Here is a 12,721-nt window from a genome sequence, read left to right as displayed (position 1 = left end):
TGAAAACCTTCAAAATTCTTGCTGAGCGATATCGCAATCGAGGCAAAAGACTAGCATTAAGATTCAATCTAATTGCTGGAATTTATAACTTGGAGCTGAGTGAAAAATGACTTATGAAAGAAATCTAATTTCTTTAATTTATAACTAAGTAAATTCTAAATGCTAAAATTATTTTTTATAAATTATCTGATTGGAACTTATAAGAAACCTATGAAAACTTTAATACCCCTATTCCTCGCACTCGCTCTAAGCACCACAGCCATCACGATCTAAACTAAATTAATCACATCTCCCCTTACGAAGCAGTGCTTCTCATCTCCTCAAAGGAGAGGGAAATTCATTGTGACCCCAATGAAACCATTCATTCCAAACAACTAAAAGCTTTAAGCATTCACTATGCTAAGAAGAGCTAAAACTAAAATATTGACAAATCGCTCTATGAAAAAAACTACTTATTAAAATTAAAGTAAATTTAATTTATTGATATTTCACTATCTTTATATAAAATGTGCTCGCTTTTTATAATTTATTAATCTTAGGGGTACAACATGAAAAAATTATTGGTTGCAGCACTAGCAGTTTCGACAGTGGCTTTCACTGGCTGTTCAATCCGTATGGCGGATATGACTGTAGCTTCTACAAAAAACTATAATTTAAACTCAAATCAATTCGTAAAAGGTCAGCGCGTTACTGGTGAAGATAAAGTACCAGTTGTGTTATTCCCACTAGGTATTCCAAATTTCAAAACAGCAATTGACCGTGCTATCGAAAAAGACCGCTGTGCAGTTGCACTTTCAGACGTTGTTATCACTCAACTAAACCAAGCATTCCTTGTTGGTCAAATTGGCTATCGCGTTGAAGGTACACAAGTTATTGACCGTTCACAACCAGAATGCAACAAATAAGACTGCATAAAAAAGCCTCTATCAAAGAGGCTTTTTTAGAGAGCTAAGTTCAATCACTTCATTCCAAAAATCAGCTTTAACCCAAGCACTGTCATCACTGCCCCTGCTGCCCGATCAAAACCCGCTTTAAACTTCAAATAGACTTTACGTGGTTTCTCTGCGGATAAAGCCACAGCGACCAATGAGCACCACCCTGCATCGATAAAGAAACACAAAACTGGCAGTACAAAGTAGAAATACGTCGGAATCTCTTTCGGTAAAAGTGCCGTAAAAATACTGGCTAACACAATTGCAATTTTAGGATTCGACAACTGGGTAATTAAACCAGTGGTAAATGCACGACGGAGTGACATTTGCGAGCTGCTCGCATCGCCTGCTTCAATCGGTTCTTTGGCATGTTTAATAATTTTAAATGCCATCCACAGCAAATATAAACCACCACAAATTTTTAAAGCCAAATAAGCAGAAGGTACAGCCAATAAAAATGCCTGCAAACCCAATACCGCTAATAGGCCAAATATTGCAGCGCCCAAACCTGTACCAAGAGCGGTAAATAAACCGTGTTTACGTGAAATCGCAATGGAATTCTTCGCCACATAAATTGACGTTGGCCCCGGGCTCATTGCACCAAGTAATAGTGCTGCCGCAATCGAGCCTAATATCCAAAATGATTCCACTGTCACACCGTTTTCACTTAAATTCGTGGCAATTTTACAGATAGAATCTCTGAATTTCTCCCTATAATTTGCAGTGTTTATTTTAATTGACCAAATTTTTCACTATAAATAACTTGAATACCGCATTAATCCATCGCATGATCGCTAAAAGTACAAATTAATATCAAGACAATGAAATTAGCTGAAGCCCTACTTTTACGCAGTGACTTACAAACAAAATTGGCCTCGCTGCAACAAAGAATCAATAACAACGTGCTCATTCAAGAAGGTGATGCACCTAGCGAAGAACCAAATGCTTTAATTCAAGAAGCATTTGCTGTAAATACAGAACTTTATGGTTTAATTGAAAAGATTCACGCCACCAATGCACAAGCTAAAACCGGTTCAGGACGCTGCATGCTTTCAGTGCTCAATGAACGTGATTTATTGACCCAACAGCATCGAATCTTGCAACAAGCAATTGACAGCTCACGCCGTGAAAATGGTCGTTATAGCTCGAGTGAAATCCGTTGGATTAAAACCATTGCAGTGGCAGATTTACAGAAACAGGCTGATAGCATTAGTCAGCAACTTAGACAAAATAATTTAGAAATTCAGGCATCCAATTGGCAAATTGACCTGATAGATTGACCTGATTTAGTCATTTGAACCACGGTTCATTCCAGTTCGGGCATACTGGGCGAGTACAGAGCCTTTTTAAATGTTTGTAAGGCTTTAATCCAACAAACTAAACTGCAGAAGTAAGACGTCTACTTCAAAATGTTCACACATCTGACGTAGCACACTGCATCTGTGACTCTTTACATGTCACGTCTCACTACCGTGTACTGACAGTATGTCCACCCTATTTTTGATGCATCTATCTGCTAATCGTCATCTGCGGCGGCTTCATTGAGTGCAACATCTTCACGGGGCAATTTATAGTCATGGTCATTTACAGGGACACCGCCAATGATCATGGTGCGATGTTCATTTTGAGGACGATGCAATTCGTCTGTCGTATCACAACCCACCATCCAAAAACTGCACAGGCACAGCATAGGCAGCACAGCCCGACTTAATTTGCTCATTGAATGCCCTCCATTTTTATAATTATCTTGTTTATAAATTCAGCATAGCATTTTTGTGCAGATATTCACCTTATTTATCTGCCGATTTAGGGTCAATTGTCAGGAATTATGTCTCTATGTCGTTTCCTATACTAATCATAGGATCATATGATATGTGCTGATATAAACGGAATCGTTCTCTTGGTAAACTAAATATACTCAACAGGATTTCATCTTCAGCACCTCCCGTTTTACAATGCCTACCTATTTGACCTCCAACCACCAAGATAACGATCACCAACATGTTTGAATCTATCGCCCACGCCATTCCTGAGCAGACTATTCAATATCAAGGGGTTAATTTGTGTATTAAGCGTTTGGACTTGGTACACCTGCAAATATCGGGTAATAAATTTTATAAACTTAAATACAATTTTATTGAGGCACAGAAATTAGGATTTAAACAGGTGCTTAGCTTTGGTGGTGCTTATTCAAATCACATTGCAGCCACTGCATATGCTGCACATTTATTTGGTTTAGGCAGTCTAGGCATCATCCGTGGGGAAGAACTACAACATCAAGCCCGAAATCCTACTTTAGCCACCGCCGAACAGTTTGGTATGCAGCTCAGTTTTGTCACACGCCAACAGTATCGGGAAATGAAACAAGTTGACGCTTTAGCGCAATTACGACAGGAATTTCCCGAACATTATGTCATTCCTGAAGGTGGAACCAATGCATTGGCAATCCGTGGCTGTACGGAAATCTTAAGCCATGAAAATCAACAAAATTTTGATCTCATCTGCTGTGCAGTCGGTACAGGTGGAACCATAACAGGCTTGATCGAAGCAAGTGCTGAACACCAACATGTTCTTGGCTTTTCTGCGCTCAAAGGTAATTTTCTTTGCGACGATGTTGCTCAGTTGACGCAGAAAACCAATTGGAACATCAGTGATGAATTTTGCTGTGGCGGCTATGCCAAAACAACGCCGGAACTTTTACAGTTTATGCAAGACTTTGAACATCGCTATGCGATCCCATTAGAACAGGTTTATACGGCTAAAATGTTGCGAGGTATTTTCAGCATGATTGAGCGGGGTCAGATTAAAAACCATCAGCGTGTTTTAGTGATCCATACTGGTGGCCTACAAGGTCGCTTGAAAGGTTCAACCGAAGCGCTAAAAAGCGTATAATCCTGCGTCCTTTCTTCCACGCGGAAACTTACCATGTCGCAAAATCAATATGATGTCCTTGTTTTAGGTGCTGGTGCATCAGGCTTAATGACGGCATATAAAGCGGCACAGCGTGGACGCAAAGTTTTAGTAGTTGAAAAAGCCAATAAAGTTGGCAAAAAAATCCTAATGTCTGGCGGCGGTAAATGCAATTTCACCAATTTATATGTCGAACCAGAAAATTATATTTCACATAATCCGCACTTTGTTATTTCAGCATTAACTCGCTATACCAACTGGGACTTCATTGGTATGGTCTGCGAATATGGCATTGAGTACGAAGAGCGCAAACATGGGCAGTTATTTACCCAAAATGGTGCAAAAGAAATTCTCGCCATGCTATTGGCAGAATGTGACAAAACAGGCTTGGTGGATATTAAAACCAACTGTGAAGTAAAAGCAGTCAATGCCTTGCCAGAACAAGGCTTTCAAGTGGCAACCAATCTAGGCTATTTTGAAGCAGAATCGGTGGTTATTGCCAGTGGCGGTCTTTCTATTCCTACTTTAGGTGGTTCAGGAATTGGCTATGAGATTGCCAAACAATTTGGTCATTCTGTCTACCCCACTCGCGCTGGCTTAGTACCCTTCACTTTCTCCGATAGTTTTAAAGAAGTCACCACACGCTTGAGCGGCAATGCTGTTGAAGCCACGTTATCGAATGAGTTAAACAGTTTTACTGAGGCTCTACTCTTTACTCACCGTGGTTTAAGTGGCCCAAGCTCATTGCAGCTTTCAAACTACTGGGATGTCGGCCAACGCTTTAATATCAATTTCCTTCCAGCTTTAGATGTTTTAGATTTCCTCAAATCTAAGAAATCTAGTCAACCCAAAGTGTTACTGCGTACACTGTTCAATGAACACTTACCGAAAAGTGTAGTTATAGAATTACAAAATCTGATTTGGCCTGAACAAGCTGAATTAGCCATTGGCAATATTAGTGATGAAAAACTAGAACTTATTGCAAGCCGTTTAGAAAGCTTTGAAGTGAAGCCATCAGGCACTGAAGGTTACCGTACTGCTGAAGTTACACTCGGTGGTGTGGATACCACTGAAGTCTCATCAAAAACCATGGAAAGTAAAAAACAGAAAGGCTTGTACTTTATTGGCGAAGTGCTCGATGTAACGGGGCATTTAGGTGGATACAATTTCCAATGGGCATGGGCTTCTGCGCATGCAGCTTCTGAATACGTCTGATCTCGACATAGAATGAATTAAATATAACCAGCAGATGACCTCTGCATAAAAAAGGGCTGATTCATTCAGCCCTTTTTCTTGCCCAATCTGACTTATTCAAGATAGTCGGTTTTAAATAATGATACTGACGACGACGAAGTTCGTTGAATTGTCAGATCCATTTTTTCAACGGCAACTGAAATATGTTGTGGTTGCACGCTTGCAGTTTGTTTGAGTGTCGATACTAAAGTATTGAACATTGAAATTACCCCCATTTTGCCATTCCTTTGCAAGGATCATAGGTGTCATTCATGACAGCAATATGAATCCTAAGTTTTTATATTTTAAGTAATATTCCATATATCATTATTACTTAAAATACCAATTTTCGGGTAAATTTCAATCATTATTTTTAGACTCATTGGTATGATTTTTTTCACTGTTTGGCGGTGATTGTACTGTCTACTCCAAATCAGTGCGTTTTGATTTTGCAAAAATAAAGCGTCGTGCGCTCGCCAAAAAACCTACCGTGATCCCTGCAATAATCACTGGGGCTAAAAATTTATTCGGTGCTTTTGCCATACAATATTCCTTATAGAGCATTAAAATCGACCACCTAAGCGTGGCCGATTTTGTACAGACGGAACAGGTTAATTAGGGTCATCCGGTTTTGGTGGAGTTACAGGTGCCGAAGGTGCATCGACCTCTTTTTCAGCTTCACCAGTTGAACCAAATGGATTATTTTGTGGTTGATCACTTGGGTTTACATCCAACTGATCTGGAGTTGCAGTTTCTTTTTCACTAACGCCGGGAGTAGCCTGTTGAATGTTTGGATAGCCATCATCTTTTTTCACTTCAGAAGTCATCACAGATGTTGATGGCGTTGGACTTACTGCAGACGATGTAGGCGTATTAAATGTGGTTTTTGCCTTCGCCTGTTCCTGTACTGGATTCGGTTCATTAGCTTCACGTTTTGCTTTATCAATAAGATCTGATAACAATCGTTCCGCCGGATTGCGACCACCTAAACCAAAGGCCAAAGCGAAAGCAACTGCAACCGCACCGAGAGTTAAACCAAAGGCCAAATTCACGATCGAGTCGGCAATACCCATGGCACGCAAGCCCATGGCTACAACCAAGCCCATAATCAGCACACGGACCAAATTACCTAACCAACGTGAACTGTTATATTCCCCTCGTTGCACCACATTTGCCACAATATTGGCAAGCCAGAAACCCACCACCAAGATCACGGCACCAAGTAAAATACTTGCACCGAACTGGATAAACATAGCAATAAGGGCACTGATTTGCTCAAAGCCTAAACGGTTAGCAGCTTCAGATACCGCAAACAACATTGTGAAAAATACAATGAGGCAACCGACAACATCCGACACTTTGGTTTTGCCCAAAAAGCGTTGAATGTCTAATTTTTCTGGCACAGTATCAACACCTGTACCCGAGATCACATCCACAACTAGACGCGCTACAAAGCGTGACACCACATAGGCCAAGATTAAGATTAAACCTGCGGCAATGATGTTCGGTATCGCATACATGATCTCATGTAACATGGCTGTTGCAGGCTGAGAAATCGCCTCGATACCAAGTGCTTCGAAAGCCACAATTAATGCAGTGATAATGACTATAGCAAAGACAAAATTACCCAAAACTTGAGCAAGTTTTGCGTTTTTAAACATGCCCACTTTTTCGACTTGCTGCTGCAAACTCAAACTGTTCACCAAGCCTTCCACGATACCTCGCACAATCTTCGCCAAAATATAACCCACAAAGACGATGACACCGGCAATAAAGATATTGGGAAGATAAGAAACAACTTCAGTGACCATATTTTGGATTGGGAACAATAGACCGTTCAAACCCAAGATCGATAAAACAATCGGTAGGAAAAGTAACAAAATCAGCCAATATACAATTTCACTGATATTTTGACTGATAGGGCTGACACCAACCTCAGAACTAAGTTTTTCATCGAGTTGGGTTTTATCCAGCAGTTTCTTTGAACCGACTTTGACCAAACTCGCCACGATCCAACCAATAAAACCTACAGCTACCGCAGCCAAGAGCTGTGGAATAAATAACAAGAACTGCTGAATCATATTACTGAATGGGCCACTGACACTGGTCAAATTCAGCACATTGAGCGCACCAATGACGGCAATGATCAAAATAATCCAGAACACTACTCTGGAGACTATATTTTCAACATTGGAACGGTGCCCAGTTGCATTTGAAAGTTTTTGATTTGTACCTAATTGTTGCAGAACTTTTTTGACGCCAGCAGCAATCAATAAAGCAATGACCCAACCAATCAGGAGAATTGCTACTGCACTTAAAATGGGGTGAAACTGTTCCCAATAATACATGGCATCAAAACGGCCACGCGGACCACCCAGATAATCATTCATACGTTCGCCCTCATTGTTATACATGATCTGTTGTTATGTGCATTTTTACGTATGCCGCGATATCACACAGCATTGGTGCTTTAAACTTGAGCTTTCTTTTCCACCTTAGTTTTTGCGTATTTTTTAATCAACCAAAGTATGCATAACTCCAACAAAAGCTCACAATTGAATGTAAAAAAGCCTTGGCATAACCAAGGCTTTATTTGTGTCATTCTGATGAGATGCTTAAGGTTCAGATCTTGCAATCATGTAAATCTGACTCATGTATTTATCATCAATGATCTGTCGCAGTAGCTGTATTTGAATCATTGGCAACAGCTTCATCCCCCGCTGTACCGCTAGTCGTATCATTGGCAGTTGCAGTTTGTGCATTCGGTGCAGGATGATCAGGTGGTGCATCCGAAGCAGACGGTTTCATATCTGCAAACATATAAAACAATAACGCGATTAAGAAGATACCCACTAAAATTAGCATATACACTGGGATACGTTTTTTTTGTGTTGTTTCTTCTGCGCTGGTGGTATGGGGCGGTTTATTAAAATCGTGTGTCATATTCCCCTCGCTATTTTGTTGTTCGTCGTTCACTTTTTATACTAGCAATACAATATCCTTTGTTGTGTGAAGAACAATTACAATCCGTGAAAACATGTAACTTGAAAGATCAATTCAATTTATATCCATTTTTCAGTTTAGCTAGATCCCTTAATTTTAGATTTAAAATCAATCGCTAAGGTATAAATATCGGAGCATGAAATGAATGTAACATTTCAATCGTATTCATTTTCAGAGTATCAAGTGTTGCGAAAATAACAGCTTTTTTGAGCTAGATGGAATTCTCTGCTTTTGATGGATGAAATGAGCTATAATCATGCACCTTATTTTTCACCTGTTATCAAATCTATGGCGTACCATCAACAAGGTGTAACGCTTGATCTTGACACTGACGTCACTCATCAATGTTCCCTTCATTACACTCGCGATCAACATCTTATTGGCATTATTGAATTTAGTAAGCCAAGTTATGTGTTGAAATGGGGTGATTTGGAATATTTCCGCCGACGTACTGAAGAGTTTTCAGTGATGCCATTCCCTGAATGCATCAATGCGATGGTGATTGATATTCGAAATATTGCGGCTTTTTTAGATAATGAAGTGCCTATTATTCCTTGGCGCTTGCTCGAAGAAGAATGCCCGATTCGCTTAGTTGTTCCCCAAGATCGACTGGAGCATTATGCTGGCTTTTTTGAACCGACTTGGTTGACTTCCGACGTAGACACAGCGATTCAAGAAATTCGTGAATTTATGGATATGTTTGTGCATTAACACGGAGATTAAACTAAAGTTTAATCCCGAAAACCTCCATTTGGAGGTTTTTTTATGCCCTTTTATTTTCATTATCTATTTCACAATAAATATAATTCATTTAATATTCAATCGCTTATAACAAATTTACTTATAAAAAATCTTCATAACTTATCCCATTTCTTAGTAACAATTCGGCAATAAATTTTGCTTGAGCCTTGTTCGATTTATCACCTAAGATGTAGAAAATGATCTCTTTTTTATTGTTGAAACATTCTTAAAAACAAAGCAATAAAACTAAATACGTAACAAGATCATAAAAAGTGGATATTAAATCAGGGTAAAAGGAGTTTTAACGATGACGTCAAAAAAACATTTAGCAACTTTGTTCTGTGCAAGTGCGCTCACTTTAGGGCTTAGCGCATGTAGTGACAATAAAGCACCTACAACGGATAAAGCTGCAGGAAGTGAAGCTGCTGTTTCTGACTCAGGGACTTTAGATAAGATCAAAAAATCGGGCACGATTGTTTTAGGCTATCGCGATTCATCGATTCCATTTTCATATATCGCAGATAATCCAAACCAACCTGTGGGTTATGCGCATGATCTTCAATTAAAAGTAGTTGAAGCAGTAAAAAAACAATTAAATCTTCCCGATTTAAAAATCCGTTATAACTTAGTGACCAGCCAAAACCGAATTCCATTAGTTTCTAATGGCACCGTCGACTTAGAGTGTGGTTCAACCACCAACAATAAAGAACGCCAACAACAAGTTGATTTCTCAACAGGTTTCTTTGAAGTGGGTTCACGCTTACTTACTGCAAAAGACTCTGGGGTTAAAGATTTTGCTGACCTCAAAGGCAAAAAGTTAGTGACCACGGCAGGAACGACATCTGAGCGTTATATTCGTCAACATGAAAAAGAGTTAGGTATTGGTGAAGTCATTTCTGCCAAAGACCACGCTGAGTCTTTCCTCATGCTACAAAATGGTCGTGCAGCGGCATTTATGATGGATGATATTTTGCTGGCGGGTGAAAAATCGAAAGCCAAAGATCCAAATAAATGGGAAATCGTGGGTACAGCACCGATTCAAGAAATTTATGGTTGTATGCTACGTAAAGGCGATACTGGCTTTAAACAAGTGGTTGATGATGCAATCAAAGCGACCTATAGCTCTGGTGAAATCAATGACATGTATAAAAAATGGTTCCAAACGCCAATTCCACCAAAAAATATCAATTTGAATTTCCCGATGTCTGATCAATTAAAAGCATTGATTAGCAATCCACATGACCGTGACGAATAACTTTCCCTAAACATTCTAAAGATGCTTAAGCCAAACGGATTTTGGCTTAAGCTCATTATAGGGAGTTCCTATGAATTATAGCTGGAATTGGGGTGTGCTGTTCCAATCTACAGGTGTAGGTGATTCGACCTACCTGAATTGGATTTTAATTGGGATCGGCTGGCTGTTTGTCATCGCTTTGGTGGCATGGAGCATTGCGATGGTGCTTGGCAGCATCTTGGGTATTATGCGTACCCTACCGAGTCCTGTAGCACGAGGTATTGGTACGGCCTACGTGACTATTTTCCGAAATGTACCCTTATTGATTCAACTGTTTATATGGTTCTATGTTGTACCCAACTTCCTCCCCGATGCGATTAAAAGCTGGTGGATGAATGACCTTGGGGCAAATACGACCGCCTTAATTTCTGCAAGTGTCGGCTTGGGTCTTTTTACAGCTGCACGAGTCTGTGAGCAAGTCAGGACAGGTATTGAAGCGCTTCCTTTGGGGCAAACCAATGCAGGTTATGCCATGGGATTTAGTACGGCTCAACTATACCGCTATGTGATCTTACCGCAGTCATTCCGCACGATTTTGCCACCTCTCAGCTCTGAGTTGACCAACTGTGTCAAAAACACCTCAGTCGCGTCTTTGGTCGGTGTTGCAGAAATCATTTCGCAGATGAAAACCATCAGTGAATACACGCAAAACACCATCGAAATTTATACCTACGTCACCATTATTTTCATCGTGATCAACATCTGTTTAATTGGTTTCATGAATTTTCTGGAAAAACGCCTACGCGTTCCTGGCTTAATTGCAGGAGATAAATAATGGAATGGCTCAGTTCTTTTATTCAAGACCTCCAAGCGTCTGGCCCTGCACTATGGCATGGTTTCAGCATCACGCTAAAAGTGGTGATCACGGCAACCATTGGTGGTGTCTTTATTGGGACTTTATTGGCGTTGATGCGCCTGTCCTCGATTAAAGTATTTAATATTTTTGCTAAAGGCTATGTGAACCTTTTTCGTTCTATTCCTTTGCTCTTGGTGCTGATGTGGTTCTACTTTGCCGTACCCTTTATCTACACAGGGATTACAGGTAACTATCTGACGATTGATACTGCCCTCGTGTCGAGTATTGTGGCCTTCATGCTATTTGAAGCGGCTTACTTTTCAGAGATTGTCCGTGCCGGGATTCAGTCAATTCCTAAAGGTCAAACTTCTGCAGCTTATGCTCTCGGTATGAGCTATAGCCAAGCGATGCGCTTAATTATTTTGCCGCAATCTTTCCGCAAAATGACGCCACTGCTTTTACAGCAAACCATCATTCTGTTCCAAGATTCAACCATGGTATATGCCATCGGACTGTTAGACTTTTTCCGCACCAACTATGTTCGAGGCGACCTCATGTCATTGTTAACTCAATACATTCTGTTTGCCGGTCTGGTGTATTTCACTATTAGTATGATCGCTACCTATGCAGTTAAAAAATTACAACGGAGGTTAAGTGTATGACCGATCAAAAAACGATGATTGACCTCCAAAATGTCAGTAAATGGTATAAAGATTTTCAAGTGCTTACCGATTGCACGACTCAAATTAAACAAGGTGAAGTGGTTGTCGTGTGTGGACCTTCAGGTTCAGGCAAATCAACGCTCATTAAAACCGTCAATGGACTTGAGCCTTTTCAAGCCGGTACGATTTTAGTCGACGGTATTTCCATTAATGACCCAAAAACCGATTTAAATAAATTGCGTAGTCGTGTCGGTATGGTGTTCCAGCACTTTGAACTGTTTCCACATTTATCCATTACCGAAAACCTGACCATTGCGCAGGTTAAAGTCTTGGGTCGATCAGAAGCCGAAGCCAAGAAAAAAGGCTTGGCTTATTTAGATCGTGTGGGTTTGAGTGCGCATGCCGCTAAATTTCCTGCACAGTTATCAGGTGGACAGCAACAACGTGTTGCCATTGCACGTGCGCTCAGTATGGACCCGATTGCCATGCTGTTTGATGAACCAACTTCGGCACTTGATCCAGAGATGATTAACGAAGTGCTTGATGTAATGGTGGGTCTTGCCAAAGAAGGTATGACCATGATGTGTGTAACCCATGAGATGGGCTTTGCTCGTCAGGTTGCAGACCGAGTGATCTTTATGGATCAAGGAAAAATTGTAGAAGACTGCAGCAAAGATGATTTCTTTAATGCTCCTCGTGGTGAACGAGCGCAGCAGTTCTTAAATAAAATTCTGCATTAACATCAAAACGTTTATTTAACTGATGTTACGAAGTAACATCAGAAGCGTAATTTGATTCAAATAAAAGTACGATACGCGGTAACGTCATCCGCAAGTGTTTGAGATAGAACTTCTTCTAATCAAAAATGTTTTTGCGATACTTTAGATAATTAGACGCTTGTGAACGAGTTTTGTCGGTGAGGTGATTGCACCGCAAGATGGTTTCCTTGCGAAGCACGCTTCTCATTTTGCCTAATGAGAAGCGTGCTTCGTAAGAGTACCTCCAGCCGAAGGCTAATCACTTTATTCATTCCCTTGATGTAAGACTCCGTCGAATTGGCTTAAAAATCATTTTAAAAATGCAAAATTACTTTTGCATGCGTAACATCAGTTATTTAATTTCCGAAAATAAAAAGCTCATCCATCGATGA

Annotated in this window: 14 protein-coding genes and 1 pseudogene; 10 read left to right on the top strand and 5 right to left on the bottom strand. The window is 40.2% G+C overall.

Annotation, left to right across the window (positions count from 1 at the left end; translation table 11 throughout):
* Both FTU83_RS05055 and FTU83_RS05050 read left to right on the top strand, forming a co-directional pair.
* Positions 1–110: pseudogene (locus FTU83_RS05055) on the top strand (IS5/IS1182 family transposase); the annotation flags it as partial.
* A 438-nt stretch (positions 111–548) separates the two neighbouring features.
* Positions 549–905, top strand: coding sequence for a hypothetical protein (locus FTU83_RS05050; protein ID WP_067764607.1), 357 nt, complete (start codon positions 549–551; stop codon positions 903–905).
* A 53-nt stretch (positions 906–958) separates the two neighbouring features.
* Here FTU83_RS05050 and FTU83_RS05045 read toward each other — a convergent pair whose 3' ends face one another.
* A complete protein-coding gene (locus FTU83_RS05045) occupies positions 959–1,582 on the bottom strand; it encodes a LysE family translocator (protein WP_078191198.1) in 624 nt (207 codons plus the stop codon).
* A 171-nt stretch (positions 1,583–1,753) separates the two neighbouring features.
* Between FTU83_RS05045 and FTU83_RS05040 the strand changes: the two genes are divergently transcribed.
* Entirely contained in the window at positions 1,754–2,212 is a 459-nt protein-coding gene (locus FTU83_RS05040; protein ID WP_111884907.1) for a DIP1984 family protein, read from the top strand.
* Between the two features lie 236 nt (positions 2,213–2,448).
* Here the strand turns inward: FTU83_RS05040 and FTU83_RS05035 are convergent, their stop codons facing one another.
* Positions 2,449–2,652, bottom strand: a complete 204-nt coding sequence (locus tag FTU83_RS05035) for an NF038215 family lipoprotein (protein WP_078191077.1) — start codon at positions 2,650–2,652, stop codon at positions 2,449–2,451.
* Positions 2,653–2,933: 281 nt separating this feature from the next.
* Here FTU83_RS05035 and FTU83_RS05030 point away from each other — a divergent pair, with 281 nt between their 5' ends.
* The gene (locus FTU83_RS05030) at positions 2,934–3,824 is read left to right on the top strand and encodes a 1-aminocyclopropane-1-carboxylate deaminase/D-cysteine desulfhydrase (RefSeq protein WP_180105816.1); all 891 of its coding nucleotides are present in this window, start codon (positions 2,934–2,936) and stop codon (positions 3,822–3,824) included.
* Positions 3,825–3,857: 33 nt separating this feature from the next.
* Positions 3,858–5,057: an NAD(P)/FAD-dependent oxidoreductase gene (locus tag FTU83_RS05025; RefSeq protein WP_180064943.1), complete on the top strand. Its 1,200-nt coding sequence runs from the start codon at positions 3,858–3,860 to the stop codon at positions 5,055–5,057.
* A 441-nt stretch (positions 5,058–5,498) separates the two neighbouring features.
* Here FTU83_RS05025 and FTU83_RS17665 read toward each other — a convergent pair whose 3' ends face one another.
* The 3 genes from FTU83_RS17665 to FTU83_RS05015 form a co-directional block, all read right to left on the bottom strand.
* Positions 5,499–5,618, bottom strand: coding sequence for a hypothetical protein (locus FTU83_RS17665; protein WP_373685356.1), 120 nt, complete (start codon positions 5,616–5,618; stop codon positions 5,499–5,501).
* A gap of 68 nt (positions 5,619–5,686) precedes the next feature.
* A complete protein-coding gene (locus FTU83_RS05020) occupies positions 5,687–7,465 on the bottom strand; it encodes a mechanosensitive ion channel (protein WP_180105815.1) in 1,779 nt (592 codons plus the stop codon).
* A gap of 274 nt (positions 7,466–7,739) precedes the next feature.
* The gene (locus FTU83_RS05015; RefSeq protein ID WP_078191085.1) at positions 7,740–8,018 is read right to left on the bottom strand and encodes a hypothetical protein; all 279 of its coding nucleotides are present in this window, start codon (positions 8,016–8,018) and stop codon (positions 7,740–7,742) included.
* A 348-nt stretch (positions 8,019–8,366) separates the two neighbouring features.
* Here FTU83_RS05015 and FTU83_RS05010 point away from each other — a divergent pair, with 348 nt between their 5' ends.
* The 5 genes from FTU83_RS05010 (at position 8,367) to FTU83_RS04990 (ending at position 12,311) form a co-directional block, all read left to right on the top strand.
* Entirely contained in the window at positions 8,367–8,789 is a 423-nt protein-coding gene (locus FTU83_RS05010; protein ID WP_078191199.1) for a hypothetical protein, read from the top strand.
* A 337-nt stretch (positions 8,790–9,126) separates the two neighbouring features.
* Complete coding sequence (locus FTU83_RS05005; protein ID WP_180105814.1) at positions 9,127–10,074, top strand: transporter substrate-binding domain-containing protein; 948 nt, start codon at positions 9,127–9,129, stop codon at positions 10,072–10,074.
* 70 nt (positions 10,075–10,144) lie between these two features.
* Positions 10,145–10,888, top strand: a complete 744-nt coding sequence (locus FTU83_RS05000; protein WP_180007506.1) for an amino acid ABC transporter permease — start codon at positions 10,145–10,147, stop codon at positions 10,886–10,888.
* Positions 10,888–11,571 (top strand): ABC transporter permease subunit, encoded by a 684-nt coding sequence (locus FTU83_RS04995; RefSeq protein ID WP_168378570.1) that lies wholly within the window; start codon positions 10,888–10,890, stop codon positions 11,569–11,571. The genes FTU83_RS05000 and FTU83_RS04995 overlap by 1 nt, the downstream gene beginning before the upstream one ends.
* Complete coding sequence (locus FTU83_RS04990) at positions 11,568–12,311, top strand: amino acid ABC transporter ATP-binding protein (protein WP_078191089.1); 744 nt, start codon at positions 11,568–11,570, stop codon at positions 12,309–12,311. The genes FTU83_RS04995 and FTU83_RS04990 overlap by 4 nt, the downstream gene beginning before the upstream one ends.
* Positions 12,312–12,721 lie beyond the last annotated feature (410 nt).

Origin of the sequence: Acinetobacter sp. YH12152 (genome assembly GCF_013418285.1) — a bacterium.
GTDB lineage: Bacteria > Pseudomonadota > Gammaproteobacteria > Pseudomonadales > Moraxellaceae > Acinetobacter > Acinetobacter amyesii.
The sequence above is the reverse complement of the archived record's forward strand: the minus strand, read 5'-3'. Positions and strand labels throughout refer to the sequence as shown.

Excerpts from the sequence above, each read along its gene's own strand:
- FTU83_RS05010 (WP_078191199.1), top strand. The coding sequence starts at position 8,367 with ATGGCGTACCATCAACAAGGTGTAACGCTTGATCTTGACACTGACGTC.
- FTU83_RS04995 (WP_168378570.1), top strand. The coding sequence starts at position 10,888 with ATGGAATGGCTCAGTTCTTTTATTCAAGACCTCCAAGCGTCTGGCCCT.
- FTU83_RS05040 (WP_111884907.1), top strand. The coding sequence starts at position 1,754 with ATGAAATTAGCTGAAGCCCTACTTTTACGCAGTGACTTACAAACAAAA.
- FTU83_RS05035 (WP_078191077.1), bottom strand. The coding sequence starts at position 2,652 with ATGAGCAAATTAAGTCGGGCTGTGCTGCCTATGCTGTGCCTGTGCAGT.
- FTU83_RS05000 (WP_180007506.1), top strand. The coding sequence starts at position 10,145 with ATGAATTATAGCTGGAATTGGGGTGTGCTGTTCCAATCTACAGGTGTA.
- FTU83_RS05015 (WP_078191085.1), bottom strand. The coding sequence starts at position 8,018 with ATGACACACGATTTTAATAAACCGCCCCATACCACCAGCGCAGAAGAA.
- FTU83_RS05005 (WP_180105814.1), top strand. The coding sequence starts at position 9,127 with ATGACGTCAAAAAAACATTTAGCAACTTTGTTCTGTGCAAGTGCGCTC.
- FTU83_RS05025 (WP_180064943.1), top strand. The coding sequence starts at position 3,858 with ATGTCGCAAAATCAATATGATGTCCTTGTTTTAGGTGCTGGTGCATCA.
- FTU83_RS05020 (WP_180105815.1), bottom strand. The coding sequence starts at position 7,465 with ATGAATGATTATCTGGGTGGTCCGCGTGGCCGTTTTGATGCCATGTAT.
- FTU83_RS05050 (WP_067764607.1), top strand. The coding sequence starts at position 549 with ATGAAAAAATTATTGGTTGCAGCACTAGCAGTTTCGACAGTGGCTTTC.
- FTU83_RS05030 (WP_180105816.1), top strand. The coding sequence starts at position 2,934 with ATGTTTGAATCTATCGCCCACGCCATTCCTGAGCAGACTATTCAATAT.
- FTU83_RS17665 (WP_373685356.1), bottom strand. The coding sequence starts at position 5,618 with ATGGCAAAAGCACCGAATAAATTTTTAGCCCCAGTGATTATTGCAGGG.
- FTU83_RS04990 (WP_078191089.1), top strand. The coding sequence starts at position 11,568 with ATGACCGATCAAAAAACGATGATTGACCTCCAAAATGTCAGTAAATGG.